This window comes from Cronobacter sp. EKM101R, assembly GCF_963888145.1.
GTDB classification, from domain to species: Bacteria; Pseudomonadota; Gammaproteobacteria; order Enterobacterales; family Enterobacteriaceae; genus Cronobacter; species Cronobacter turicensis.
Genome location: NZ_CAWPHW010000071.1, coordinates 1 through 25,148 on the forward strand (window position 1 = coordinate 1; position 25,148 = coordinate 25,148).

Here is a 25,148-nt window from a genome sequence, read left to right on the forward strand (position 1 = left end):
TGCCGAACTCAGAAGTGAAACGCCGTAGCGCCGATGGTAGTGTGGGGTCTCCCCATGCGAGAGTAGGGAACTGCCAGGCATCAATTAAAGAACCCCTCAGCACCGCTGAGGGGTTTTTGCTTTTATAGGTAAAAAAGCCTTGAGCGAAAGCATGGGGCTTTTTTTGTGTCTATGCCTTACTGATACGCGTTCTCCTCGTGAGTACGCCTCCAGACATTGCTCTAAAAGACACGGTCCAGAGAAAAGGGGCAGATGTCCGTCATAAACGACAAGACACCGCTGCGCCACTTCTCATTACCGCTCAGCGTTTGCTTTCGCGCTGCATAACGCCTGCATGTAAGTAATCGTCTCCCTGCAGCTATGCAGAAAGCGGATAAGCATTTCAAACGCACTGCGGGCTCAAAATAGCTTCCCCGCCACATTTCAATCTCCGCTCGCGAATATACGTCTCTTGATCCCACCAGGAGCTACGGCATATCCTGCTTTATAAAAATAAAGCCCGTAAAGCCTGTCACCAGCCTGTCGTCATACTGTCGGGTAGCTGTCAGGTCCGTGTCGTGGCGCTTTTCGCCTGCAAAGCGACATACTGTCTGCCACATTTCTCCTACAGAAGGTCACAGTTATGCACACGGAAAACCGCATCCGCGCGCTTCGCCTCGCTCGAGCCTGGTCGCAGGAACAACTGGCAGAGCTCTCCGCAGTCAGCGTGCGCACTATTCAACGTATCGAAAAAGGCGAGCCACCCTCGCTCGAAACCTTAAGCGCGCTGGCCGCTGTTTTTGAAACGCGTGTTGAGGAATTGACGGGGGCGCCGCTTCAGGCTGCAGGCCCACTGGATGACGCGGTATTAATTGCCCGCAGGCGTCTGTATGAAGAGGGTCGCTTTTATCGCAGTCTTACCACCGCGCTTGTGGTTTGTTTCGGGCTTTTCCTGCTCAACCGCTTTACTGCGCCGGAAAGCCACTGGTCATTATGGGTGGTTCTTATCTGGGGCGGGTTACTGGTCGTGAAAGGGCTGCGGTTGTTTTTGCTGCGCGGGTGGATCGAGCAATGGCAGCAGCAGCGGCTGCAAAAGTTACTGCGTAAATAGCCGAAAAGGGGCTCCTCAGTCTGCCTGAGGAGCCGACGCGTTACGATTTTTTGCCCGGCAGGACAGTATTCATCACCTGGTGAGCGGTATCTGCAATGACTTTACCCGCCGATTTATCGCCTTTCGCCATAGAAGACATAAACCCTTTCGCCTGGGCGAAACTGATATGCGGCGGCAGCGGCGCCACTTCCGGGTCGGTTTTCACTTCAAGTACGACAGGGCGATCCGCCGCCAGCGCCTCTTGCCAGGCAGCCTGAAGGGCTTCCGGCGAGTCGACGTAAATCCCTTTCAGGCCGATCGATTCCGCAAATTGCGCATAGGGCACGTCCGGCACATCCTGCGTCGCGGCAAACCGCGGGTTGCCTTCCATGATGCGCTGCTCCCATGTCACCTGATTCAGATCCTGGTTATTGAATACGCAGACGATCAACCGCGGATCGGACCAGCGCTGCCAGTATTTCTGGATAGTAATCAGCTCCGCGAGATTATTCATCTGCATGGCTCCGTCACCCACCAGCGCCACCACCGGTTTTTCCGGGAAGGCGAATTTCGCGGCAATGGCATAAGGTACGGCGGCGCCCATACAGGCAAGACCGCCCGAGAGCGACGCCCGCTGGCCCTGTTTGACCCTGTAGTCCCGCGCAAACCAGTTAGCGCACGAGCCGGAATCAGATGTCACAATCGCGTTATCCGGCAGCAGCGGCGACATCTCCCATACCACGCGCTGCGGGTTAACCGGGGTCGCTTTCGCCATCGCGCGCTCTTCGATTTTTTCCCACCACGCTTTGACGGAAACGGCGATTTTCTCCTGCCAGCTGCGATCTTCTTTACGCTTCAGCAGCGGAAGCAGCGCCTGCAATGTGCTCACGGCATCGCCGTGCAGATTCACTTCTGTCGGGTAACGCAGGCCGAGCATAGAGGCGTCCAGATCTATCTGCACCGCCCGCGCCTGGCCTTCTTTCGGCAGGAATTCCGTCCACGGGAAGCCGGTGCCAATCATTAACAGCGTATCGCAGTCCTGCATCAGATCCCATGACGGCTCGGTGCCAAGCAGGCCGATACAGCCCGTCACAAACGGCGCGTCATCCGGCAGAACATCTTTGCCGAGCAGCGCTTTCGCCACGCCCGCGCCGAGCAGGTTCGCTGCCTGTACCACTTCTACTGCCGCTTCGCGCGCGCCTGCGCCTATCAGGATCGCCACTTTTTTGCCGTCGTTGAGAATATCCGCCGCGCGCTGAAGATCGTACTGATGAGGGATCACGTGCGGGCGTTGATAACCCGGCCCGGAATGCGTAAAGCCGTGGGCGTGCTGCGGCTCCTGCCAGGGTTCATCCTGAAGATCTTTTGGCAGGATCAGCACCGTTACGCCATTATTCGCTTTCGCGATCCGCACGCCGCGATCCACCAGATGACGCAACTGCGCGGGCGTTGCCGCCTCCTGAACGAAACTTGCCACATCGCTGAATACGCGATCGAGATTCAGCTCCTGCTGATAGGTCGCGCCCCGGGCGGTCGTTTCCGCCTGGCCTGCGATAGCGATAACCGGCATATGGTCCATCTGCGCGTCATACAGGCCGGTCAACAGATGCGTGGCGCCCGGCCCGCCGGTCGAGAGGCAAACCCCTGGCTCGCCCGTAAATTTCGCATGGGCGCAGGCCATAAACGCCGCCATCTCTTCGTGGCGCACCTGAATAAACTCAATGCCGTCGCCGGCTTTGTCGGCGCGCTGCAACGCGCCCAGCACGCCGTTAATGCCGTCGCCGGGGTAGCCGTAAATCCGGGTTACGCCCCACGCTTTCAGTCGTTCTACAAAAAAGTCGCTCGTTTTTTTGGTCATTATCATGCCTCGCGTCAGGTGAGTGCGCGCATAGATCCTGAGCTGCGCTCGAAAAGCTAACCTGTTGAAGGGTAGTCCACTTCATGGCGGTAAGCGAAAAGCGGGAGTTCTCTGAAGCCTGCTATGGTTATACGAACCGTATTAAAGGAGGCATGTTTGTGGCCATTAAACCTTTTGATTACCAGCAGGACTTCGACAGCATCGACTTTCGCGCGCACCCGGAACGGTATCAGGTGGGGCGGGGCGAGCAGGGCGTATTGCTGGTTGAGCCTTACAAAAGCGAAATCCTCCCGTACTGGCGTTATAAAGATGAAGAGAGCGCCAAAGCCTCGGCAGAGAAAATCTATCAGTTGTTCGAAGAGTATCGTGAAAAGGACGATTTTGTCGGTATGGATATGGCGCGCAAGTTCATTCAGATGGGATACACCCGGGCGCGTCGCTACGCCAATTACAAAGGCGGCAAAAAATATGACGCCGACCGTAACCTCAATCCGCGCGGTAATGACCCCACCAAAGCGGCGGCGGCAACGGTGTTTAAAGGGTGGTGGGATCGCATCCGGGCGGATGAAGACTATCTGCGACGTAAAAAAGCGCATCAGGAAAAGTGGGGCTAACGCCGCGTAAAATTCCCGCTCCCTCACGGAAATTTAGTTAACATATAATTAACATCATATTTTTATAGCCTGCGTATTGCCCCGACGTAAAAAGTCGCGAGGTTGAAAAGGAGAGAAAAATGACTGAAGTTACGGCCCGGACAGACAAACCGTCACTGACTTCCAGCGATACCCGCCGGCGCGTCTGGGCCATTGTCGGCGCCTCGTCAGGCAACCTGGTGGAATGGTTCGATTTCTATGTCTACTCTTTTTGCTCCCTCTATTTTGCGCATATCTTTTTCCCCTCCGACAACAGCACAACGCAGCTTCTGCAAACGGCAGGCATTTTCGCTGCGGGCTTTTTGATGCGCCCCATTGGCGGCTGGCTCTTTGGTTACATCGCCGATAAACACGGGCGTAAAACCTCGATGCTCATTTCCGTTTGTATGATGTGTTTCGGCTCGCTGGTGATTGCCTGCCTGCCGGGTTATGCGGTGATCGGCACCTGGGCGCCGCTGCTGCTGTTACTGGCGCGTCTGTTTCAGGGGCTGTCGGTCGGCGGAGAATATGGCACCAGCGCCACTTACATGAGCGAAGTGGCCATCGAAGGGCGCAAAGGCTTTTACGCCTCTTTCCAGTACGTCACGCTAATCGGCGGGCAATTAATGGCGCTGTTGGTGGTCGTGGTGCTGCAACAGATTTTGTCAGACGACGCTCTGCGCGCCTGGGGCTGGCGCATTCCCTTTGCGCTGGGCGCGGTGCTGGCGGTAGTGGCGCTGTGGCTGCGCCGCTCGCTGGATGAAACCTCGCAGCAGGAGACGCGCGCGCTCAAAGAAGCGGGCTCGCTGAAAGGGCTCTGGCGCAACCGTCGGGCATTCGTCATGGTGCTCGGGTTTACCGCCGCCGGTTCGCTGAGCTTCTATACGTTTACAACCTATATGCAGAAATATCTCGTCAATACGGCGGGAATGCATGCGAACACGGCGAGTATGGTGATGACCGCCGCGCTTTTTGCCTTCATGCTGCTGCAGCCTTTCTTTGGAGCGCTTTCTGACAAAATTGGCCGCCGCAATTCGATGCTCTGCTTCAGCGCGCTCGCCACGCTCTGTACCGTGCCGATCCTCATGGCACTGCAAAATGTCAGTTCGCCGCTCGCGGCATTCGGACTGGTGATGCTGGCGCTGCTGATTGTCAGCTTCTATACCTCGATAAGCGGCATTGTGAAGGCGGAGATGTTCCCGGCGCAGGTGCGCGCGCTGGGCGTCGGTCTCTCTTACGCGGTCGCCAATGCGCTCTTTGGCGGCTCGGCGGAGTATGTGGCGCTGTCGCTCAAATCGCTGGGCTCAGAAACAGCGTTTTTCTGGTACGTCTCGGCGATGGGCGCCGTCGCGTTTCTGGTCTCGCTAAAACTTCACCGCAAAGGAAAAGGCATGCGGCTTTAATGCTCCGCCATCTGCCAGACCGCGTAACCGGCGCTGGCGCCCGCCACGTCCCATGCCAGATCTTTCCAGCTCCAGCCGCTCCCCGCCGGGCGGCTGTCCCACAGCTCTTTCGTCGCACCGAGCGACACCGAGAACATCAGCCCGAAGGCGGCGGAACGATCGGAAGAGTGCCCCTGGCGCTGCGCATATTCGTTGCCAGCAGCGGAAAGCAGCGCCGAGCCTAAAAAGTGCTGAGCTTTGTCCTGACCTGCCCAGCTGTCCTGCGCCATATGGCTACAGCCGGTCAGGGCGACGACGAGAGGAAGCAGCAGGGCGCGCATAGCGTTCTCCATAAAAAAGCCCTGCGTGGCAGGGCTTCGTTAAGCGACAAGCGTCAGAGAATACGGCTGATCAACCGATCAATACGGATGCGGCGCAGGCGGCGGATAAGCTTGCGCACTTTCACCGGGTAATCGGCGATGCTTTGCAGGTCGCGATAGTGTTTCACCACCGTGGTATGGGTGCGGATCTCAGCAAGTTCGCGCTGGCGCACAGAGGCCAGTTGCTTTTTCGGATCGTGGATAAGGATCGCGTTTTCCAGATCGAGACGCCACGCGCGCGGGTTAAGGTTGTTGCCGGTCAGCAGCATCCATTCACTATCCACCCACATGCCTTTGAGGTGATAGCTGTTATCGCCATCTTTCCACAGGCGCACCACCAGTTGATCGGTGTTGACGTAATATTGCAGGCGGCTTAAGAAACGACGCAGGTTGATCTCGTAGAGATAAGGTAGCGCGCCGATAATCTTAAACGGCTGATCTTCCGGAATGTAAAAGTCGTTCGCCGTTTTATCGCCGACGATGATTTCCACTTTTTTGCCGTCGCGCAGAAGCGCGATGATATTACGCACCAGCACGGCGGGCAGGTTAAAGTACGGCGTACAGATGACCAGTTGCTCTTCGGCGCAGGGCATCAGATGGAAAATCGCTTTATTCAGCGGGCTCGATTTACCCAGCCCCACCAGCGGCGTGACGGCCAGCTGATCGTTATCGGCATCGCCCTGGAAGTGATACGCGGCATCGCGCAGCACATGGCGGAACTGGCGAATGTCGTTTTTGATTTCCGGGCTTTTTGGACGATTCGGATCGTCAAGACGATTCACCGCGTGGCCGTTCATTAACTGCGTGCGCACCCAGTCATACATCACATCGGCAAGTTTCGCGTTGCGGATGCAGTGGTAGCGGTCATAGCGATATTTATCGTGCTGGTGCAGATAAACATCGTTCAGGCTGGCGCCGCTGTAAAGCACGCAATCATCAATGATAAAGCCTTTGAAATGCAGCACGCCCAGCGCTTCACGGGTATTCACCGGCACGCCGTACACCGGTACATTGACGCCCGGATTCTCCTGCGCCATGCGGCAATACCAGTCGGCATTGGTGTTTGAAGCTTCGGCGCCGATGCGCCCGCGCTGCGCGCGGTGCCAGTCGACCAGGACGCTCACGTCAAGTTCAGGACGCTGGCGTTTGGCTTCATAAAGCGCCGACAACACGCCTTTACCACCATCGTCCTGCTCAAGATAGAGCGCGATGATGCAAATACGCGTGGTCGCCGTCGCTATCTTTTCCAGGAGCTGTTTGCGGAAATCGGCGGGAGCGAAACAGAACGCGACATCATCAACTGACTGAGAAAGCTTCGGTAGTTGGGCAAGGTGTTGTTGATGTTTGTTGCGTTTAAATTTTGACAACATCACAGTGCATATCTTCTCTGAAGTGGATGGTCTTCTGTGCAATGCAGACGACTGAAGCGGACGATAATACCATTACTGTCCAAAAATGTGGTCAACATTTCCAGTACCTTACTCACGAATCGGCGGGTTTAGTCAGCGCCAGACTCAGCGCAACGATGCCTTCATCCAGCTGAATATCGACGCTAAACCCAAGCTTCCGGGCCAGCGCCACCATCCCCTGGTTATGGGGCATCGTAATGCCGTTAAGCCGCGACAGACCATGATCGCGCGTATAGGCGATCAACTTTTCCAGCAGCCTGCGCCCGAGTCCCAGCCCTTTAAGATCGGATCTGACAAGAACCGCGAACTCGGCGTCGATATTATCCGGATCGGAGATCGCGCGGGTGACGCCGATGATCTCCTCACTGCCTGCCTGCTGACGAACCGCCACGAAAGCCATTTCTCGATCGTAGTCGATCTGGGTCATATTGGCTAAATCATCATGGGTAAATTCATTGATCTCGCTAAAGTAACGGTAATAAAGATCTTCTTTCGTCACCTGCGAGATAAAGCGTTGCAACTGAGGCTCGTCTTCCGGGAGGATGGGACGGAACAGGCAGCGCTCGCCATTTTTCAGCGTGACTCCTTCTTCTAAACGATGCGGGTAAGGGCGAACCGCCAGCCGTGCGTCCGCATCGCCGCTAAAGGGTTCAAGCTGCATCGTAACGTCCAGCGCCGTAAAGTCGCTGCCGGAAGCGAGCAGCGGATGAATATCCAGACGCGCGATCTCAGGACAATCCACGACCAGGTTAGACACCCGCACCAGCAACTGGCTCAGGCCCGCAATATCCAGCGGCCGTAGCGCGCTGCGCCCGCGGATTTTGCCGCTCTTGATCGCCTGAATCACCAGATAGCGCGCCAGATTCATGTTCAGGGGCGGCAGCGCCACGGCGGCTTGCGCTTCAGGGCGCCACTCCACGCCGCCTTCGCCCAGCATAATCAGCGGCCCGAAGACCGGGTCGTGCTCGACGACCACCCGCAGTTCCTGCGCGCCAGCGCGGTTCGCCATACTCTGCACCAGCAGGCCGTGGATGCGCGCCTGCGGCCAGGTCATTTTGACCCTGTCGAGCATCGCGTCCGCGGCGCGCTGTACTTCGTGGGCGGTGCGCAGATAAAGCATCACCCCCTGTACTTCAGATTTATGCGGAATATCCGGCGAGCGCAGCTTCAGCGCCACCGGATAACCAATCTGGCCTGCGATGTGCACCGCCTCGGCGCTGTCGCCCGCTATCCACGTCGGCAGCGTGTGCAGGCCATAGGCCTCGAGTATCGGGCGCACTTCATGGGTATCAAGTTGCGTCACGCCCTCAGCGCAGGCCTGCTGCAACAGCTGATGCGCCTGGGCGGTATCCGCCGGGAGCGTGGCGGGCAGCGCCGGGGTTTCGCGCAACTGCTTCTGGTTGCGTCGATACTCCACCATATGCATAAACGCGGTAACCGCGCCTTCCGGCGTGCGGTAGGTGGGAATGCCCGCCTCGCTGAACAGGTGACGCGCCTCCTGAGAAGAAAACTCGCCGCCCCAGTTGGTTATCAGCGTCACATACTTGCCGCGCGGATGACGATTAAAGAGATCGATCAGCGCGCGGGCGCTCTCGCTGCCGGGCGCGGCGGCGCTCGGGGAGTGGATAACCATCAGCGCGTCGAAATCGTGGCTGTCCAGCAGCGCTTCAATCGCTTTCAGATATCGGGCGGGTGTGGCGTCGTCGCGCAGATCGAGCGGATTGTCGGCGTGGATGCCTTCCGGCAACTGCTGTTGCAGCCGGGTCAGCATCGCGTCATCCAGCGTGGCGAGTTTCCCCTGCCGCCGCCAGAGTTCGTCGAGCGCCAGCGCGGCAGGCGCGGCGCCGTTGCTGACAATCATCAGCCGCTCGCCGCGCAGCGGGCGCATATGGCTTAAGGTTTCCACCGCCGAGAACAGTTCATGGGTATCCTGCACGCGCAGCAGACCGGCGCGCTGGATAGCCGCATCCCAGGCGGCGTCCAGCCCCGCATGCGTATTCAGCAGGCGACGCGCGCTGGGGCTGCGTCCGCTTTTAATCACCAGAATGGGTTTATTGCGCGAGGCGCTCCGCGCGGCGGAGACAAAGCGTCGCGCGTCGCTCAGGTGTTCCAGATAAAGCAGAATGGCGCTGGTTTTACTGTCGCGAGCCAGATAATCGAGCAGTTCGTCGACATCGATATCCAGGCTGTCGCCTAAGGCGATAAACCAGGAGAAGCCGAGCTGGCGCTGCTGCGCCCAGTCGAGAATGGTGTTAGAGACGGCAGCTGACTGCGAAATAAACGCGAGTTTGCCTTTGCGGATAGGTACCGGAGAGAAGCTCGCGTTCAGGCCCTGCCACGGCGCCAGCAGGCCCAGACTGTTCGGACCGAGCAGGCGCATCTGGAAGCGCGCCGCGCAGGCCAGCAGTTCGGCATGTTGTTCGGGGGGCGATGAGAGCACCAGGCAGGTTTTACAGCCTTTCTCGCCGAGCGCCTCCAGCAGCGTCAGGTTGCGCTTCGCGTTGGTGCACAGCACCGCGAGATCGGGCGTAAACGGCAGGCTTGCGACATCCGGCCAGGCCAGCACGCCGCACACCGCTTTCCAGGCGGGCGTCACTGGCAGAACCGGCCCGCTGAAACCGCCCGCCAGCAAATTGCGCATCATCAGAAAACCGGCTCTGTCGGGTTTCATCGACGCGCCGATGACGGCGATGGATTTGGGACGTAACAGCGCTTCCAGGCCACGTTGGCTCATCATTTCCTCCGGCGTCGAAGTGAGCTGATGATTTTAAACGTTTTCTGTCTGCGCTGCTGTGACGCTGCCCTGATGATGAGGTTTACCGGCGAGATAACGCGCTTTAAACAGCGCAAAGTGATCGCTTAAGCCCTGCGCCGCAGCGGTATCGCCCGCGCCATCCAGCAGCGCTATCGCCACTTCCGCCGTGCAATACTGGCCGTCGGCGTGCGCTTCGCGTAACTGATACGCCGATACCCGCGTTAAATCCACTGAGATAACCGGCAGCGCGTCGAGATAAGGGCTTTTGCGAAACATTTTGCGCGCTTCGGTCCAGGTGCCGTCGAGCATAATAAAGAGCGGCGGCTTACCGGTGCGCGGCGGGGCGCTTAACACTTCGCGCCCGGCATCGGCGTATGAGGCCGGGAACACGACCATCGGCTGGTAGTCAGGGCTGGCCACGAGTTCAAGAAGGGCGGCGGGCGGCTCGGTGCGCGACCACTGAAACGCCTCGGTAGCGGGAAGAATATCGGCGATAAGCCTGCCGGTATTGCTGGGCTTCATCGGCTCGGTGTCGAACATCACCAGACAGAAACGGCTGCGGGCCGGCTGCGGTTGCAGCGTGTCGCATAAGCAGTGGCGTAAGGGCAGCAGGCAACGCTGGCAGCGCGTGATGCGATTGCCGCGGGCGAGAAAAGGGCGGGTGGCGCGCGCCAGGCGCTCGGCGCGCAGGCGAAGGACAGCGTTTTCAGTCATGGGAAGCCAGCAAAAACGCCATTGTCGCAGAGGGAATCGCGGGGCACAAGATGCGCCCCGCGGCAGACGTTATACGGCTTCGTTTGTCGCTTCGTTGAGCCAGGTATCGAACGGCGCTTTCGGTACGGCGCCGTTGAGCATATCCACCAGTTGCCCGTTTTTGAACATCATAATGGTCGGAATGCTGCGGATGCGAAAACGCGCGCTCAGCTCCGGCTCGGCTTCGGTATTCACTTTCACAAAGCGCATTTTGCCGTTACGCTCGTCAGCGACATCTTCGAAGATCGGCGCAAAGCTACGGCACGGGCCGCACCACGGCGCCCAGAAATCAATCACTACCGGCAGGTCATCTTTAAGCAGCTGATCCAGCGTTTCGCTGGTGGCGTTAATCACGTCGCCGTCAAACAGCGCGTGGCCACAGCGGCCGCATTTCGCGCCGTCTTCAATACGCTCTTCATCCACGCGATTGACAGTCTGGCAAGCGGCACAAACGGTATTCATAGCTAACCTCTGGGTTGCAGGTGACAGAAACCGATGCGGAAACATCGGCTATGTTTCGATAATGTTATCTATTATCTGCAACATTGTTTCCAGGCTCAAACCGTTTTATCCAATGAGTACAATAGTTATTAGCTTTTGCGCGAAAGAATGGCTAAGCGTGGACACATCGGGTAATCTGCGCGCTTCGCGCAGCGCAGGTGGAGAAAGACATGAACGACGAATTTAAAGGCAAGAGCGGCAAGGTCAAAGTGATGTATGTCCGCAGTGATGAAAATACGGACAAACGCAGCTCAAACCCGCGTACCGGAAAAGGCGGCGGTCGTCCTGCTGGCAACGGTAAACCGGAAGGCGGTCGTCGTGCTGCGCGCAATGACAGACCAGCTGACCGTGAACGCAGCCGCGATCGCGACCGTGGCCGCGACGCCGACCGTGACGCGTCCCCATGGCGCACCGTTTCCCGCGCGCCGGGCGCGGAAGCCCCTGAGAAGCCGGATCACGGCGGCATCAGCGGCAAAAGTTTTATCGACCCGGAAGTGCTGCGTCGTCAGCGCGCCGAAGAAACTCGCGTCTACGGCGAAAACGCCTGTCAGGCGCTGTTCCAGAGCCGTCCGGAGTCTATCGTTCGCGCCTGGTTTATCCAGAGCGTGACGCCGCGCTTTAAAGAAGCGTTGCGCTGGATGGCGGCAAACCGCAAAGCGTACCACGTGGTGGACGACGCGGAGCTCACCAAAGCCTCCGGCACCGAGCATCACGGCGGCGTCTGCTTCCTGATTAAAAAACGCAGCGGCGCGAGCGTCGATCAGTGGCTGAGCAAAGCGGGCGATGAAGATTGCGTGCTGGCGCTGGAAGACGTGGGCAACCCGCATAACCTCGGCGCTATCGTGCGCAGCTGTGCGCACTTCGGCGTGAAAGGCGTGGTCGTGCAGGATGCTTCGCTGCTGGAATCCGGCGCGGCGGTGCGTACCGCAGAAGGCGGCGCCGAGCATGTCGAGCCGATTACCGGCGACAGCTTCAGCGACGCGCTGGCGCAGTTCCGCGCCGCAGGTTACGCCATCGTAACCACTTCCAGCCATAAAGGTACGCCGCTCTTTAAAGCGACGCTGCCGAAGAAAATGGTGCTGGTGCTGGGTCAGGAAAGCGAAGGTATTTCTGAAGCGACGCAGGCGAATGCGGATTTAAGCCTGTCTATCGACGGCACCGGCAACGTGGAAAGCCTGAACGTTTCTGTGGCGACCGGCGTTCTGCTCGCCGAGTGGTGGCGTCAGAATAAAGCGTAAAAAAACGCCAGCGTAACGCTGGCGCGATAAACGAGAAAACCTCCTGCGGGAGGTTTTTTATTGGGCGTTTTCAGGCAGAACCGGCATCCAGTCGATGGGCGCTTCGCCGCGACTTTCCAGATACTGATTAGTTTTAACGAAATGGCCGCAACCAAAGAAACCGCGATGCGCGGAGAGCGGCGACGGATGCGGGGCCTGCAACACATGGTGACGATCGCGGTCGATAATCGCGCCCTTTTTCTGCGCATGCGATCCCCACAGCAGAAACACTACGCCCTCGCGATGCTCGTTAATCAGCGCGATCACTTTATCGGTAAACGTTTCCCAGCCCAGATTCGCATGTGAGTGCGCTTTCCCGGCCTGGACGGTCAGCACGGTATTAAGCAGCATGACGCCCTGGCGCGCCCAGCTTTCTAAATAGCCGTGAGAAGGGCGGGTGAAACCCGGCACCGACTGCTCCAGCTCTTTATACATGTTCACCAGCGACGGCGGCGGCGCCACGCCCGGACGCACCGAAAAGGCGAGACCATGCGCTTGTCCTGGCCCGTGGTAGGGATCCTGGCCCAGGATCACCACCTTAACGTCGCCAAGCTCGGTAAACCGGAAGGCGTTAAACACATCTTTCTGCGGCGGATAGATAGTGACGCCCGTGTCGCGCTCAGCGGCGACCGTCGTCAGTATCTTCTGGAAATAGGGCTTTTCTTTTTCATCAGCCAGCACGTCGTGCCAGGTCAGTTTATCGGTCATCTCGCTCTCCTGCGATTTTCTGTTCCCTAAGCTTAACGCCTTATTTCCGAAGAACAAAACCCGGGCCATTCAGACGCAGGTTTACAAAAATTTTAAGAGGGTTTGCCGTGCCTAAGTTGATGTAAAGCAATTCCTTTGTATCATACCCCTACACCGAGAGGGGTTTATTTTGATTTAAATCAAAGAATGACCGCCCTTTGGTGGTATATAAAACAATAAGACAACAATGGTTTTACCAATTAGCCAGCCGCCTGTTCGGCAGCCCGCTGGCTGAACGCATCAAACAAGCCCACAGGGAGGCAACTTATGATCACAGGTATCCAGATTACTAAAGCCGCAAACGACGATCTGCTGAATTCATTCTGGCTGCTCGATAACGAAAAAGGCGAAGCGCGCTGCGTCTGCGCCAAAGGCGGTTTCAATGAAGATGACATCGTTCCGGTAAGCCAGCTCGGCCAGTTCGAATACCGTGAAATTCCGATGGAAATCAAACCGGAAGTGCGTGTAGAAGGCGGTCAGCACCTTAATGTGAACGTGCTGCGTCGCGAAACGCTGGAAGATGCTGTTAAGCACCCGGAAAAATATCCGCAGCTGACCATTCGTGTTTCTGGCTACGCGGTGCGTTTTAACTCGCTGACCCCGGAACAGCAGCGCGACGTGATTGCCCGTACCTTTACCGAAAGCCTGTAAGTTCAGGCGAAGAGGAACCGGCGGCGCGCCGTCGGTCAAAACAAAAACCGCCAGCATATGCTGGCGGTTTTTTTATCATTCGGCGTTGTCGGATGATGGTGTCGCCGTGCTGCTCGGCTTGCGGCGCTTGCCGATATTCTTGGTGTCGCGGTGACGTTTCTTCACGCGCGGCTTCTCTTTTTCTTTCTCTTTCTTCTTCTCTTCGCGTTTGGCGAGCGCTTTCTTGGACGGCTTGCCGGTGAGCTTTTCACTCGGCGCGCGCGTGGACGGGCGCAGCTCGTCAATCACGCGGGCTTTCAGCGGCTCGTTAAGGTAGCGGCCCACTTTGCCCAGCAGCAGATGGTCATGCGCTTCGACCAGCGAAATCGCGGTGCCTTTACGACCCGCGCGCGCGGTACGGCCAATGCGGTGCAGATAGGTGTCGGCGGTGCGCGGCATATCGAAGTTAATGACGTGGCTTACGTCCGGAATATCAATACCGCGCGCGGCCACATCGGTGGCGATAAGCACATTAACGCGACCATCGGTCAGACGTTTAATGGCCTCGTTACGCTTCACCTGCACCATTTCGCCTTCAAGATAGCAGTTATTGATGCCAGCCTGACGAAGCTGATTTGCCAGTTCATGCACACGCTCGCGTTTACGCACAAACACGATGGAGCGGGTGGCTTCCGGCTGCTTCAGCAGATGCACCAGCAGCGCGGTTTTGTGTTCGATGTTATCGGCGCGGTAATACCACTGGTGGATTTTTTTGCGCTCGCGGGTGGATGGCGTGGCGGAGACTTCCACCGGCTCTTCCAGCAGGCGTTCGGCGAAATCTTTGATCGCGTCGCCTTCAAGCGTGGCGGAGAACAACAGGGTCTGCTTACGCCAGCGGGTTTCGCCCGCGATGGTTTCGATATCCTGCGCGAAGCCCATATCCAGCATACGGTCGGCTTCATCGAGGATCAGGGTTTCCACCGCGCGGCAGTCGAAGTTTTCTTCTTTAATGTATTGCAGCAGGCGACCGGTCGTGGCGACCACGATATCCTGGTTTTCGCTGAAGACTTCCGCGTGGTTCATATAAGCCACACCGCCGGTGATCGTGGCGATATCCAGATGCGTATGCTTTGCCAGTTCGCGCGCATGCTCGGCAACCTGCATCGCCAGCTCGCGGGTCGGGGTCAGGATGAGAATGCGCGGCGGCCCCGATTTTTTGCGAGGGAAGTCGAGCAGATGCTGCAACGCCGGCAACAGATAAGCTGCCGTTTTACCGGTGCCTGTCGGCGCAGAACCGAGCACATCACGCCCGTCAAGCGCAGGCGGAATGGCGGCCGCCTGGATAGCGGTCGGGCGGGTGAAGCCTTTTTCCTGGAGCGCGTCCAGCAGGCTGTCATCAAGTTCAAGTTCGGAAAAAGTGGTTACAGTCATTTTCTACCTCAGTGTGGGGCGCAGATTATAGACGTTCAGCGCCCAATGTTCATCCCTTTCCCGGCTTCTCCTTTTCCCCGGCGGCGCTTTCGCCTATGCTACAGCGGTTTTGTTACCAGGTCCTTAAGATGTCGCAGCCAAAAATCCCGTTACGCCGCAATGGTTTTACCTTCAAACAATTTTTTGTCGCGCACGACCGCTGTGCAATGAAAGTCGGTACCGACGGCATTCTGCTGGGGGCCTGGGCGCCGGTTGCGAAAGCGCAGCGGGTGCTGGATATCGGCGCGGGCAGCGGCTTGCTGACGCTGATGCTGGCGCAGCGCACGGACGAAACCGTGACGCTGGACGCCGTTGAACTCGATTCACAGGCTGCAGAGCAGGCGCGCGAAAACGTCGAAGCCTCGCCGTGGGCGGCGCGGATTCAGGTACATGACGCTGACATTCAGACCTGGACGCAGCAGCAGACGCAACGCTACGAGCTTATCGTCAGCAATCCACCTTATTATGATAAAGGCGTCGCCTGCGCCACGCCCGCCCGTGAGCAGGCGCGGTATACCACCACGCTCGATCACGGCGCGCTGCTCGCCTGCGCGGCCCAGTTAATTACCGAAGAAGGGTTTTTCTGCGTGGTGCTGCCGGAAAGCAGCGGCGAAGGCTTCAGCCGTCTGGCTGGCGAGCAGGGGTGGCATTTGCGGCTGCGTACCGATGTGGCGGAAAACGAAGGAAAACTGCCGCACCGGGTGTTGCTGGCGTTCTCCCCATCGCCCGGCGAATGCTTTTGCGATGATGTGCTGATCCGTGGGCCGGATCAGCACTATTCACCGGCCTATTGCGCCCTGACGGAAGCCTTCTATCTGTTTATGTGAACCAGTGGCGCGAGCACCGATGGCCCGGATTCCGGCAGCATTTCAGGGTAATCCAGCGTGTAGTGCAGCCCGCGGCTCTCTTTACGCATCATGGCGCAGCGCACGATAAGCTCCGCCACCTGAACCAGATTGCGCAGCTCCAGGAGATTATTGGAGACGCGGAAGTTGGCGTAATACTCTTCTATCTCCTGCTGTAGCATCGTGATGCGCCGCAGCGCGCGCTCCAGCCGTTTGGTGGTGCGCACGATACCCACGTAATCCCACATAAACAGCCGCAGCTCATGCCAGTTATGCTGCAACACCACCAGCTCGTCCGGATGCTCCACGCGGCTTTCGTCCCAGGCGGGCAGGGTTTTTACCTCGCGCGCGTAGGGCAGGCGCAGCCGGATATCTTCCGCCGCCGACCAGCCGTAGACCAGACACTCCAGCAGCGAATTCGAGGCCATACGATTGGCGCCATGCAGCCCGGTATAGGTCACTTCGCCGATGGCGTAAAGCCCGTCCACATCGGTACGCCCGTGCTCATCGACCATCACGCCGCCGCAGGTGTAATGTGCGGCGGGCACGACCGGCACAGGTTCACGGGTAATATCGATGCCAAGCCCCAGCAGCTTTTCATAGATCGTCGGAAAATGCTGGCGGACAAACGTCTCCGGCTTGTGGCTGATGTCGAGATACATGCAGTCGGCGCCGAGACGTTTCATTTCATGGTCAATGGCGCGCGCCACAATATCGCGCGGCGCCAGTTCGGCGCGCGCGTCAAACTCCGGCATAAAGCGGGAGCCATCAGGGCGTCTCAGATACGCGCCTTCACCGCGCAGCGCTTCGGTCAGCAGGAAATTGCGCGCCTGCGGATGAAACAGCGCGGTCGGGTGAAACTGATTGAATTCGAGATTCGCAACGCGACAACCGGCGCGCCAGGCCATCGCAATGCCATCGCCCGAGGCGATATCAGGGTTAGTGGTGTACTGATAGACTTTTGACGCGCCGCCGGTGGCGAGCACCACGGCTTTCGCGCGGCAGGTTTCCACTTCTTCTTTATTACGGTTCCAGATCCAGGCGCCCACCACGCGCCGCGTGCCCGGCAGGCCAATTTTGTCGGAGATAATCAAATCCACGGCATTATGGCGCTCAAGGATGCGGATATTCGGGTGGCTGAGCGCTTTATCCATCAGCGTGGTGGCGACGGCTTTACCGGTGGCGTCCGCCGCATGAAGAATACGACGATGGCTGTGGCCGCCTTCGCGGGTGAGGTGATAACTTTCTTCGCCGTTAGACTGCACTTCGGTGTCAAACAGCACGCCCTGATCGATAAGCCACTGCACGCAGTGGCGCGCGTTGCTGGCGACAAACTCTACCGCGTCGCGATCGCACAGACCCGCGCCCGCAATCAGCGTGTCTTCCACATGTGAGGCAATGCTGTCGGTTTCGTCGAAAACCGCGGCAATGCCGCCCTGGGCATAAAAAGTGGAGCCTTCGCTCAACGGGCCTTTGCTCAAAACCATAACCTGGCTATGTTCCGCCAGGCGCAGCGCCAGGGAAAGGCCGGCGGCGCCGCTGCCAACAATCAGCACATCACAATGAAGTTCAGGTGTCATAGTCATCGTCGTGTTTAATTTACTAAACAATGTTGGGCCAGCATAGCACCAGAATGCGAAATCAAACACGGTTTTTTTAAACTTCGTTGTAACCACTAAACACGCGAGCGACATTCTGCCTTAATACGACATGGCATAATGAAAACGCTGCGTAACGCCGCGCATCCCGGAGATTTAAACGTGAAAAAATGGTGGTGTTGCGTTACCCTGCAAGCGGCCTGGGCAACAAAATACCGTCCTTACAGGCCGTCATTCATATTGTGAACATATAATGAGTAGAACCGGCGTTCGCTATTGCCGCACAAAAACAAAGGCGTAACGGAACTTTCCGGGCAACCGGCGCTCTAAGCTTCTGCTTGCTCACAATGCAGAGTTCGGGTGGCATTTCGATTACGCGTGGAAATTAAGGTTTGGGGAGACATTACCTCGGATGAGCGAGCAGTTAACGGATCAGGTCCTTGTCGAACGGGTCCAGAAGGGAGATCAGAAAGCCTTTAACTTACTGGTCATTCGCTACCAGCATAAAGTGGCGAATCTGGTATCCCGCTATGTCCCCTCAGGCGACGTCTCTGATGTTGTTCAGGAATCTTTTGTTAAAGCCTGGCGCGCGTTTGATTCTTTTCGCGGCGACAGCGCGTTTTATACCTGGCTCTACCGTATCGCCGTCAATACGGCAAAAAATTACTTAGTCGCTCAGGGCCGTCGCCCGCCGTCCAGTGATGTGGACGCCATTGAGGCGGAAAACTTCGAAAGCGGCGGCGCGTTGAAAGAAATTTCGAACCCAGAGAACTTAATGTTGTCTGAGGAACTGAGACAGATCGTATTCCGTACCATAGAGTCACTCCCGGAAGATTTACGCATGGCAATTACGTTGCGGGAGCTGGATGGCCTGAGCTATGAAGAGATAGCGGCTATCATGGATTGCCCGGTCGGTACGGTACGCTCCCGCATTTTCCGTGCGCGGGAAGCCATTGATAATAAAGTTCAACCGCTTATCAGGCGTTGACGATAGCGGGATACTGGAAAAGGTATTAAGCATGCAGAAAGAAAAACTTTCCGCTTTAATGGATGGGGAAGCACTGGACAGCGAATTGCTGAGCGCGGTCGAAAACGACAAAGCGCTGCAGCAAACCTGGGAAAGCTATCACCTCATTCGTGATACCCTGCGCGGCGATACCGGCGAAACGCTTCATTTCGATATCTCCGCACGCGTCATGGCGGCTATCGAAAACGAGCCCGCCCGTCAGGCAGCGCCGCTCATCCCTGAATCACAGCCCGCGCCGCATCAGTGGAGCAAAATGCCGTTCTGGCATAAAGTGCGTCCCTGGGCGAGTCAGCTCACTCAGGTCGGTATGGCCGCGTGCGTGTCGCTGGCGGTGATCGTCGGCGTTCAGCACTATAACGGCCAGCCTGACGCGACCGCACAGCCGGAAGCGCCGGTTTTCAACACGCTGCCGATGATGGGCAAAGCCAGCCCGGTCAGCCTCGGCGTGCCGACGGCGGATACTAACGCCGCGGGCGGTCAGCCGCAGGTTCAGGAACAACGTCGTCGCATTAATGCGATGTTGCAGGATTACGAACTGCAACGCCGCCTGCATGCTGAACAGCTCCAGCTGGAGCAGTCGCAGACGCAGCAGGCCGCCTTACAAGTGCCTGGTAACCAGACTTTAGGAACTCAATCGCAGTAATGAAGCAACTTTGGTGCGCCGTCTCTCTCTTGACGGGCAGCCTGTTCGTTTCCTTCAACGCCTCGGCGGATGCATCGTCCGAGGCGTTGTTGCAGCAGATGAACCTGGCGAGCCAGTCACTCAACTACGAGCTCTCATTTGTCAGCATCAACAAGCAGGGTGTGGAATCATTACGCTACCGCCACGCCAGGCTCGACAATAAGCCTCTCGCACAATTATTGCAGCTGGACGGCCCGCGTCGCGAAGTCGTGCAGCGTGGTTCGGAAATCAGCTATTTCGAGCCAGGGCTTGAGCCGTTTACCCTGAACGGCGATTTTATCGTCGATTCGCTGCCGTCGCTGGTTTATACCGATTTCCGCCGCCTCGCGCCATATTACGACTTTATCTCCGTCGGGCGCACCCGCATTGCCGACCGGCTTTGCGAAGTGATCCGCGTTGTCGCGCGTGACGGCACCCGGTATGGCTACATCGCCTGGCTCGACAGCGAGACCCGTCTGCCGATGCGCGTCGATCTGCTGGATCGCGACGGCGAAACGCTGGAGCAGTTCCGCGTCGTCTCCTTTACCGTGAACGATAAGCCCGGCACAATGATGCAGAACCTGGCGAAAGCCTCGCTGCCGCCGCTGCTCTCCGTACCCGCGGGCGATGAGGTGAAGTTTGGCTGGTCGGCCTCGTGGCTGCCGCAGGGCTTTACCGAAATATCCAGCAGTCGCCGACCGTTGCCGGGCATTGATTCGCCGGTGGAGTCGCGGCTCTATTCTGACGGGCTGTTTAGTTTTTCGATTAACGTGAACCGCGCCAGCGCCAACAGCAGCGAACAGATGCTGCGTACTGGCAGACGCACCGTCAGCACCGAAGTGCGTAATAATGCCGAAATCACGGTAGTGGGGGAGTTGCCGCCGCCGACGGCGAAGCGCATCGCGAGCAGTATCCGATTCAAGGTATCCCAATGATTAAAGAGTGGGCCACGGTAGTCTCGTGGCAAAACGGCGAAGCCGTACTTAGCTGCGACGTAAAAGCCTCCTGCAGCAGTTGCGCGTCCCGCGCCGGTTGCGGCACGCGCGTGCTGAACAAGCTGGGACCGCAGAATACGCACTATATTAACGTGCCGAGCGAACAACCCCTGGTGGCCGGTCAGAAAGTAGAGCTGGGCATCGCCGAAGGCAGCCTGCTTGGCTCCGCAATGCTGGTGTACCTGTCGCCGCTGGTAGGCCTGTTTATGATGGCCGGGATCTTCCAGGCGTTATTTGGATCCGATCTCGCCGCAATGTGCGGCGCGGCGCTTGGCGGCGTGGGCGGTTTTTTGCTGGCGCGCGGCCTGTCGCCGACGTTCGCGTCGCGTGAAAGCTGGCAGCCGGTTATTCTCAGCGTCGGCCTCCCGCCGGATGCGCTGCGCGTCGAAACCTCTCCTTCCTCAGACAGCCGGTAACCACCGGCTGCGTGGTTTTACGCATCCTTTCCCTGAGATTTTCATTCGCCGTCTATGCTTAGCTGAGACGCAGTTTCCCCGCTTTCTGGTTGTAGTGTAGAATGCAGCGTTTCAGGCATAAGACAGCCAGAGACATCATGCTCAGTACCGCGCGTTGCGCCGAGCCTCTCAGGATTTATAAGGCATAAAAATCTCGCTATATGAAGAACATACGCAACTTTTCGATCATCGCTCACATCGACCACGGTAAATCGACGCTGTCTGACCGTATTATTCAAATTTGCGGCGGCCTTTCCGATCGCGAAATGGAAGCGCAGGTGCTGGATTCCATGGATCTGGAGCGCGAGCGCGGCATTACTATTAAAGCCCAGAGCGTGACGCTTGACTACAAAGCCTCCGACGGCGAAACCTACCAGCTTAACTTTATCGACACCCCCGGCCACGTGGACTTCTCCTATGAAGTTTCCCGCTCTCTCGCCGCGTGCGAAGGCGCGCTGCTGGTGGTGGACGCAGGGCAGGGCGTGGAAGCGCAGACCCTCGCCAACTGCTATACCGCGATCGAAATGGATCTCGAAGTGGTGCCGGTACTGAACAAAATTGACCTGCCTGCGGCCGATCCTGAGCGCGTGGCGGAAGAAATCGAAGATATCGTCGGCATCGACGCCACCGATGCGGTGCGCTGCTCGGCGAAAACCGGCGTTGGCGTGCAGGATGTACTGGAGCGTCTGGTGCGCGACATCCCTGCGCCGGAAGGCGATCCGGATTCCCCGTTGCAGGCGCTGATCATCGACTCCTGGTTCGATAACTATCTGGGCGTGGTGTCGCTTATCCGCGTGAAGAACGGCACCCTGCGCAAGGGCGATAAAGTCAAAGTCATGAGCACTGGCCAGACGTACAACGCTGACCGTCTCGGGATTTTCACGCCGAAACAGATCGACCGTACCGAGCTGAAATGCGGCGAGGTAGGCTGGCTGGTGTGCGCGATTAAAGACATTCTCGGCGCGCCGGTAGGCGATACCCTGACGCTTGCGCGCAACCCGGCGGAAAAAGCGCTGCCAGGCTTTAAGAAAGTGAAGCCGCAGGTTTACGCGGGGCTCTTCCCGGTAAGCTCTGATGATTACGAGTCCTTCCGCGACGCGCTCGGCAAGCTGAGCCTCAACGACGCCTCCCTGTTCTACGAGCCGGAAAGCTCAACGGCGCTGGGCTTCGGCTTCCGCTGCGGCTTCCTCGGCCTGCTGCACATGGAGATAATCCAGGAGCGTCTGGAGCGCGAATACGATCTCGATCTCATCACCACGGCGCCGACCGTTGTGTATGAAGTGCAGATGACCAACAACGAGGTGGTCTATGTCGACAGCCCGTCCAAGCTGCCGCCGCTGAATAATATTCAGGAACTGCGCGAGCCTATCGCCGAGTGTCACATGCTGCTGCCGCAGGAATACCTCGGCAACGTCATCACGCTGTGCGTCGAAAAACGCGGCGTGCAGACTAACATGGTGTACCACGGCAATCAGGTTGCGCTGACCTATGAAATCCCGATGGCGGAAGTCGTGCTCGACTTCTTCGATCGCCTGAAGTCAACCTCGCGCGGTTACGCGTCGCTGGATTACAACTTCAAGCGCTTCCAGGCATCGAACATGGTGCGTGTTGACGTCCTGATCAACGGCGAGCGCGTCGATGCGCTCGCGCTGATCACCCACAACGACAACGCGCCGTACCGCGGCCGCGAGCTGGTGGAAAAGATGAAAGAACTGATCCCGCGCCAGCAGTTCGATATCGCCATTCAGGCGGCTATCGGCAACCACATTATTGCCCGCTCCACAGTGAAACAGCTGCGTAAAAACGTGCTGGCAAAATGCTACGGCGGCGACGTCAGCCGTAAGAAAAAGCTGTTGCAGAAACAGAAAGAGGGTAAAAAACGCATGAAGCAGGTCGGTAACGTCGAGCTGCCGCAGGAAGCGTTCCTCGCCATTCTGCACGTTGGGAAAGACGGTAAATAACCTAAGGAGTTGGCATGGCGAATATGTTTGCCCTGATCCTGGTCATCGCAACGCTGGTGACGGGCATCTTGTGGTGCGTGGATAAATTTATCTTCGCGCCGAAGCGTCGCGAGCGCGCGGCGCTTGCCGCCACGGATGCGCAGGACGCAGGCGTGTCGAAGAAAGCGGGCCCGAAACCGGGCTGGCTGGAAACCGGCGCGTCGGTCTTCCCGGTTCTGGCCGTCGTTCTGGTGGTGCGCTCGTTTATCTACGAGCCGTTCCAGATCCCGTCAGGTTCCATGATGCCGACGCTGCTTATCGGCGATTTTATCCTCGTGGAGAAATTCGCCTACGGCATCAAAGATCCGATTTACCAGAAGACGCTTATCGAAACCGGCCATCCGAAGCGCGGCGACATCGCCGTGTTTAAATATCCGGGCGATCCGCGCCTTGACTACATCAAGCGCGTGGTCGGTCTGCCGGGCGATAAAGTCAGCTACGATCCGGTGGCGAAAGAAGTGACCGTCCAGCCGAACTGCAGTTCAGGCCAGGCGTGCGCGAACGCGCTGCCGATCACCTATTCGAACGTCGAGCCGAGCGATTTCGTGCAGACCTTTGGCCGTCAGAACGGCGGCGAGGCGAGCAGCGGTTTCTTCCAGGTACCGAAAAACGAAAGCAAAGACGGCGGTATCCGCCTGACCGAGCGTAAGGAAACCTTAGGCGACGTCACGCACCGCATTCTGACGGTGCCTATCGCGCAGGATCAGGTGGGCATTTACTACCGCCAGCAGGGCCAGCAGACCGGCACCTGGATTGTGCCGCCGGGCCACTACTTCATGATGGGCGACAACCGCGATAACAGCGCCGACAGCCGTTACTGGGGCTTCGTCCCGGAGGCGAATCTGGTGGGTAAAGCGACCGCTATCTGGATGAGTTTCGAGAAACAGGAAGGTGAATGGCCGACAGGCGTGCGCCTGAATCGAATCGGCGGCATTCATTAACGAATTAAATCTGTTGGAACTAACGACATCCCCTGTCGTTGTGTATAGAATATTCCCCCGACGATTTCCGGCTGGCTCCCGCAAGGGAGCCACGGCACACGAAACAGCTTTGAACCCCTTCAGCCCTGTTCCGTGTGCTGAATTTTTGACGCATTCATTAATTGGTATCGCATGAACCCCATCGTAATTAATCGGCTTCAGCGAAAGCTGGGCTACACTTTTCATCATCAGGATCTGTTGCAGCAGGCATTAACGCATCGCAGTGCCAGCAGCAAACATAATGAGCGTCTGGAGTTTCTGGGTGACTCCATTTTAAGTTTCGTGATTGCGAACGCGCTGTATCACCGTTTCCCGCGTGTCGATGAAGGCGACATGAGCCGTATGCGCGCAACGCTTGTACGCGGCAATACGCTCGCTGAAATCGCGCGTGAATTTGAGCTGGGCGAGTGCCTGCGTCTTGGGCCAGGCGAGCTGAAAAGCGGCGGTTTTCGTCGCGAATCGATTCTTGCCGATACCGTTGAAGCCTTAATCGGCGGCGTTTTCCTCGACAGCGATATTCAGACCGTCGAGCGCTTAATTCTCACCTGGTATCAAACACGTCTGGATGAAATCAGTCCGGGCGATAAACAAAAAGATCCTAAAACGCGTCTGCAGGAATATCTGCAGGGGCGCCATCTGCCGCTACCGTCTTACCTGGTAGTGCAGGTGCGTGGGGAAGCTCACGATCAGGAATTTACTATCCACTGCCAGGTAAGTGGCCTGAGCGAACCGGTGGTCGGCACGGGTTCCAGCCGCCGCAAAGCGGAGCAGGCAGCCGCTGAGCAGGCGCTGAAAAAACTGGAGCTGGAATGAGCGAAACCAAAACATACTGCGGATTTATCGCCATCGTTGGCCGCCCGAACGTCGGGAAATCAACGCTGCTGAACAAACTGCTTGGGCAGAAAATTTCTATTACTTCCCGTAAGGCGCAAACCACGCGCCACCGTATCGTGGGCATTCACACCGAGGGCGAGTATCAGGCTATCTATGTTGATACCCCCGGCCTGCATATGGAAGAAAAACGCGCGATTAACCGTCTGATGAACAAAGCGGCCAGCAGCTCTATCGGCGACGTTGAGCTGGTGATTTTCGTGGTCGAAGGCACCCGCTGGACGCCGGACGACGAAATGGTCCTGAACAAACTGCGCGACGGTAAAGCGCCGGTCATTCTGGCGATCAACAAAGTGGATAACGTGCAGGATAAAGCGGAGCTGTTGCCGCATCTGCAGTTCCTGGGAAGCCAGATGAATTTCCTCGATATCGTGCCTCTCTCTGCGGAAACCGGCATGAATGTGGATACCATCGCGTCGATCGTGCGTAAGCACCTGCCAGAGGCGATTCACCACTTCCCGGAGGATTACATCACCGACCGCTCGCAGCGCTTTATGGCCTCCGAAATCATCCGTGAAAAACTGATGCGTTTCCTGGGCGCTGAGCTGCCGTATTCGGTGACGGTCGAAATCGAGCGTTTCGTGACGAACGAGCGCGGCGGTTACGACATCAACGGGCTGATCCTCGTTGAGCGCGAAGGGCAGAAGAAAATGGTGATTGGCAATAAAGGCGCCAAAATCAAAACCATCGGCATCGAAGCGCGTAAAGACATGCAGGACATGTTTGAAGCGCCGGTGCACCTTGAGCTGTGGGTTAAAGTGAAATCAGGCTGGGCTGACGACGAGCGCGCCCTGCGCAGTCTCGGTTACGTTGACGATCTTTAAGGCCATGTG

23 protein-coding genes and 1 rRNA gene are annotated in these 25,148 nt (G+C 57.7%); 15 read left to right on the forward strand and 9 right to left on the reverse strand.

All coding sequences use genetic code 11. The features are described 5' to 3' along the window. Together rrf and AACV31_RS21500 are read left to right on the forward strand one after the other, a co-directional pair. Positions 1-79 (forward strand): 5S ribosomal RNA (gene rrf / locus AACV31_RS23255); the annotation flags it as partial. Positions 80-622: 543 nt separating this feature from the next. Next, positions 623-1,090 carry a helix-turn-helix domain-containing protein gene (locus AACV31_RS21500; RefSeq protein ID WP_165155987.1) on the forward strand — a complete coding sequence of 156 codons (468 nt, stop codon included), beginning with the start codon at positions 623-625 and terminating at the stop codon, positions 1,088-1,090. Between the two features lie 40 nt (positions 1,091-1,130). Here the strand turns inward: AACV31_RS21500 and AACV31_RS21505 are convergent, their stop codons facing one another. Further along, positions 1,131-2,927 carry a thiamine pyrophosphate-requiring protein gene (locus AACV31_RS21505; protein ID WP_007763352.1) on the reverse strand — a complete coding sequence of 599 codons (1,797 nt, stop codon included), beginning with the start codon at positions 2,925-2,927 and terminating at the stop codon, positions 1,131-1,133. Between the two features lie 158 nt (positions 2,928-3,085). On the opposite strand from AACV31_RS21505, the gene AACV31_RS21510 reads away from it, so the two are divergent. Further along, positions 3,086-3,541, forward strand: a complete 456-nt coding sequence (locus AACV31_RS21510) for a DUF4385 domain-containing protein (RefSeq protein WP_075199681.1) — start codon at positions 3,086-3,088, stop codon at positions 3,539-3,541. Between the two features lie 119 nt (positions 3,542-3,660). After that, entirely contained in the window at positions 3,661-4,962 is a 1,302-nt protein-coding gene (locus AACV31_RS21515) for an MFS transporter (protein WP_075199664.1), read from the forward strand. Here the strand turns inward: AACV31_RS21515 and AACV31_RS21520 are convergent. From AACV31_RS21520 to trxC, 5 genes are all read right to left on the reverse strand, one after another. Beyond that, complete coding sequence (locus AACV31_RS21520) at positions 4,959-5,282, reverse strand: YfiM family lipoprotein (RefSeq protein ID WP_105539021.1); 324 nt, start codon at positions 5,280-5,282, stop codon at positions 4,959-4,961. The two genes, AACV31_RS21515 and AACV31_RS21520, sit on opposite strands and share 4 nt — an antisense overlap. Positions 5,283-5,335: 53 nt before the next feature. After that, positions 5,336-6,691, reverse strand: coding sequence for a CDP-diacylglycerol--serine O-phosphatidyltransferase (gene pssA, locus AACV31_RS21525; RefSeq protein WP_041923836.1), 1,356 nt, complete (start codon positions 6,689-6,691; stop codon positions 5,336-5,338). 112 nt (positions 6,692-6,803) lie between these two features. After that, positions 6,804-9,464, reverse strand: coding sequence for a bifunctional acetate--CoA ligase family protein/GNAT family N-acetyltransferase (locus tag AACV31_RS21530; RefSeq protein ID WP_075199666.1), 2,661 nt, complete (start codon positions 9,462-9,464; stop codon positions 6,804-6,806). A 33-nt stretch (positions 9,465-9,497) separates the two neighbouring features. After that, positions 9,498-10,199 (reverse strand): tRNA-uridine aminocarboxypropyltransferase, encoded by a 702-nt coding sequence (locus AACV31_RS21535; RefSeq protein ID WP_165155989.1) that lies wholly within the window; start codon positions 10,197-10,199, stop codon positions 9,498-9,500. 69 nt (positions 10,200-10,268) lie between these two features. Further along, positions 10,269-10,700: a thioredoxin TrxC gene (gene trxC / locus AACV31_RS21540; protein WP_161588372.1), complete on the reverse strand. Its 432-nt coding sequence runs from the start codon at positions 10,698-10,700 to the stop codon at positions 10,269-10,271. A gap of 209 nt (positions 10,701-10,909) precedes the next feature. Here trxC and AACV31_RS21545 point away from each other — a divergent pair, with 209 nt between their 5' ends. Beyond that, positions 10,910-11,977 (forward strand): tRNA/rRNA methyltransferase, encoded by a 1,068-nt coding sequence (locus AACV31_RS21545; protein ID WP_165155991.1) that lies wholly within the window; start codon positions 10,910-10,912, stop codon positions 11,975-11,977. A 57-nt stretch (positions 11,978-12,034) separates the two neighbouring features. Here the strand turns inward: AACV31_RS21545 and ung are convergent, their stop codons facing one another. Next, positions 12,035-12,724, reverse strand: coding sequence for a uracil-DNA glycosylase (gene ung, locus AACV31_RS21550; RefSeq protein WP_165155993.1), 690 nt, complete (start codon positions 12,722-12,724; stop codon positions 12,035-12,037). Between the two features lie 306 nt (positions 12,725-13,030). Here ung and grcA point away from each other — a divergent pair, with 306 nt between their 5' ends. Next, a complete protein-coding gene (grcA, locus tag AACV31_RS21555) occupies positions 13,031-13,414 on the forward strand; it encodes an autonomous glycyl radical cofactor GrcA (RefSeq protein ID WP_007763323.1) in 384 nt (127 codons plus the stop codon). 75 nt (positions 13,415-13,489) lie between these two features. Here grcA and srmB read toward each other — a convergent pair whose 3' ends face one another. After that, the gene (gene srmB / locus AACV31_RS21560; RefSeq protein ID WP_015742145.1) at positions 13,490-14,824 is read right to left on the reverse strand and encodes an ATP-dependent RNA helicase SrmB; all 1,335 of its coding nucleotides are present in this window, start codon (positions 14,822-14,824) and stop codon (positions 13,490-13,492) included. A 128-nt stretch (positions 14,825-14,952) separates the two neighbouring features. Between srmB and trmN the strand changes: the two genes are divergently transcribed. Continuing rightward, the gene (gene trmN, locus AACV31_RS21565) at positions 14,953-15,690 is read left to right on the forward strand and encodes a tRNA(1)(Val) (adenine(37)-N(6))-methyltransferase TrmN (protein ID WP_165155995.1); all 738 of its coding nucleotides are present in this window, start codon (positions 14,953-14,955) and stop codon (positions 15,688-15,690) included. Here trmN and nadB read toward each other — a convergent pair. After that, a complete protein-coding gene (gene nadB, locus AACV31_RS21570; protein WP_075199672.1) occupies positions 15,675-17,294 on the reverse strand; it encodes an L-aspartate oxidase in 1,620 nt (539 codons plus the stop codon). The genes trmN and nadB overlap by 16 nt on opposite strands. Positions 17,295-17,718: 424 nt before the next feature. Here nadB and rpoE point away from each other — a divergent pair, with 424 nt between their 5' ends. The 8 genes from rpoE (at position 17,719) to era (ending at position 25,139) form a co-directional block, all read left to right on the forward strand. Then, a complete protein-coding gene (rpoE, locus tag AACV31_RS21575; protein WP_007763311.1) occupies positions 17,719-18,294 on the forward strand; it encodes an RNA polymerase sigma factor RpoE in 576 nt (191 codons plus the stop codon). A gap of 31 nt (positions 18,295-18,325) precedes the next feature. Continuing rightward, positions 18,326-18,976: an anti-sigma-E factor RseA gene (gene rseA / locus AACV31_RS21580; RefSeq protein ID WP_007763309.1), complete on the forward strand. Its 651-nt coding sequence runs from the start codon at positions 18,326-18,328 to the stop codon at positions 18,974-18,976. Continuing rightward, positions 18,976-19,929, forward strand: a complete 954-nt coding sequence (gene rseB / locus AACV31_RS21585; protein ID WP_032806704.1) for a sigma-E factor regulatory protein RseB — start codon at positions 18,976-18,978, stop codon at positions 19,927-19,929. Before rseA ends, rseB begins: the two co-directional genes overlap by 1 nt. Then, the gene (gene rseC / locus AACV31_RS21590) at positions 19,926-20,405 is read left to right on the forward strand and encodes a SoxR-reducing system protein RseC (protein ID WP_075199674.1); all 480 of its coding nucleotides are present in this window, start codon (positions 19,926-19,928) and stop codon (positions 20,403-20,405) included. Before rseB ends, rseC begins: the two co-directional genes overlap by 4 nt. A 200-nt stretch (positions 20,406-20,605) precedes the next feature. Beyond that, a complete protein-coding gene (lepA, locus tag AACV31_RS21595) occupies positions 20,606-22,405 on the forward strand; it encodes a translation elongation factor 4 (protein ID WP_165155997.1) in 1,800 nt (599 codons plus the stop codon). A gap of 14 nt (positions 22,406-22,419) precedes the next feature. After that, positions 22,420-23,385, forward strand: a complete 966-nt coding sequence (gene lepB, locus AACV31_RS21600; protein WP_075199675.1) for a signal peptidase I — start codon at positions 22,420-22,422, stop codon at positions 23,383-23,385. A gap of 171 nt (positions 23,386-23,556) precedes the next feature. Continuing rightward, positions 23,557-24,237 (forward strand): ribonuclease III, encoded by a 681-nt coding sequence (gene rnc / locus AACV31_RS21605; protein ID WP_004387379.1) that lies wholly within the window; start codon positions 23,557-23,559, stop codon positions 24,235-24,237. Next, positions 24,234-25,139, forward strand: coding sequence for a GTPase Era (era, locus tag AACV31_RS21610; protein WP_165155999.1), 906 nt, complete (start codon positions 24,234-24,236; stop codon positions 25,137-25,139). Before rnc ends, era begins: the two co-directional genes overlap by 4 nt. Positions 25,140-25,148 lie beyond the last annotated feature (9 nt).

Excerpts from the sequence above, each read along its gene's own strand:
- AACV31_RS21500 (WP_165155987.1), top strand. The coding sequence starts at position 623 with ATGCACACGGAAAACCGCATCCGCGCGCTTCGCCTCGCTCGAGCCTGG.
- AACV31_RS21505 (WP_007763352.1), bottom strand. The coding sequence starts at position 2,927 with ATGACCAAAAAAACGAGCGACTTTTTTGTAGAACGACTGAAAGCGTGG.
- AACV31_RS21515 (WP_075199664.1), top strand. The coding sequence starts at position 3,661 with ATGACTGAAGTTACGGCCCGGACAGACAAACCGTCACTGACTTCCAGC.
- AACV31_RS21520 (WP_105539021.1), bottom strand. The coding sequence starts at position 5,282 with ATGCGCGCCCTGCTGCTTCCTCTCGTCGTCGCCCTGACCGGCTGTAGC.
- pssA (WP_041923836.1), bottom strand. The coding sequence starts at position 6,691 with ATGTTGTCAAAATTTAAACGCAACAAACATCAACAACACCTTGCCCAA.
- AACV31_RS21530 (WP_075199666.1), bottom strand. The coding sequence starts at position 9,464 with ATGAGCCAACGTGGCCTGGAAGCGCTGTTACGTCCCAAATCCATCGCC.
- AACV31_RS21535 (WP_165155989.1), bottom strand. The coding sequence starts at position 10,199 with ATGACTGAAAACGCTGTCCTTCGCCTGCGCGCCGAGCGCCTGGCGCGC.
- trxC (WP_161588372.1), bottom strand. The coding sequence starts at position 10,700 with ATGAATACCGTTTGTGCCGCTTGCCAGACTGTCAATCGCGTGGATGAA.
- AACV31_RS21545 (WP_165155991.1), top strand. The coding sequence starts at position 10,910 with ATGAACGACGAATTTAAAGGCAAGAGCGGCAAGGTCAAAGTGATGTAT.
- ung (WP_165155993.1), bottom strand. The coding sequence starts at position 12,724 with ATGACCGATAAACTGACCTGGCACGACGTGCTGGCTGATGAAAAAGAA.
- grcA (WP_007763323.1), top strand. The coding sequence starts at position 13,031 with ATGATCACAGGTATCCAGATTACTAAAGCCGCAAACGACGATCTGCTG.
- srmB (WP_015742145.1), bottom strand. The coding sequence starts at position 14,824 with ATGACTGTAACCACTTTTTCCGAACTTGAACTTGATGACAGCCTGCTG.
- trmN (WP_165155995.1), top strand. The coding sequence starts at position 14,953 with ATGTCGCAGCCAAAAATCCCGTTACGCCGCAATGGTTTTACCTTCAAA.
- nadB (WP_075199672.1), bottom strand. The coding sequence starts at position 17,294 with ATGACTATGACACCTGAACTTCATTGTGATGTGCTGATTGTTGGCAGC.
- rpoE (WP_007763311.1), top strand. The coding sequence starts at position 17,719 with ATGAGCGAGCAGTTAACGGATCAGGTCCTTGTCGAACGGGTCCAGAAG.
- rseA (WP_007763309.1), top strand. The coding sequence starts at position 18,326 with ATGCAGAAAGAAAAACTTTCCGCTTTAATGGATGGGGAAGCACTGGAC.
- rseB (WP_032806704.1), top strand. The coding sequence starts at position 18,976 with ATGAAGCAACTTTGGTGCGCCGTCTCTCTCTTGACGGGCAGCCTGTTC.
- rseC (WP_075199674.1), top strand. The coding sequence starts at position 19,926 with ATGATTAAAGAGTGGGCCACGGTAGTCTCGTGGCAAAACGGCGAAGCC.
- lepA (WP_165155997.1), top strand. The coding sequence starts at position 20,606 with ATGAAGAACATACGCAACTTTTCGATCATCGCTCACATCGACCACGGT.
- lepB (WP_075199675.1), top strand. The coding sequence starts at position 22,420 with ATGGCGAATATGTTTGCCCTGATCCTGGTCATCGCAACGCTGGTGACG.
- rnc (WP_004387379.1), top strand. The coding sequence starts at position 23,557 with ATGAACCCCATCGTAATTAATCGGCTTCAGCGAAAGCTGGGCTACACT.
- era (WP_165155999.1), top strand. The coding sequence starts at position 24,234 with ATGAGCGAAACCAAAACATACTGCGGATTTATCGCCATCGTTGGCCGC.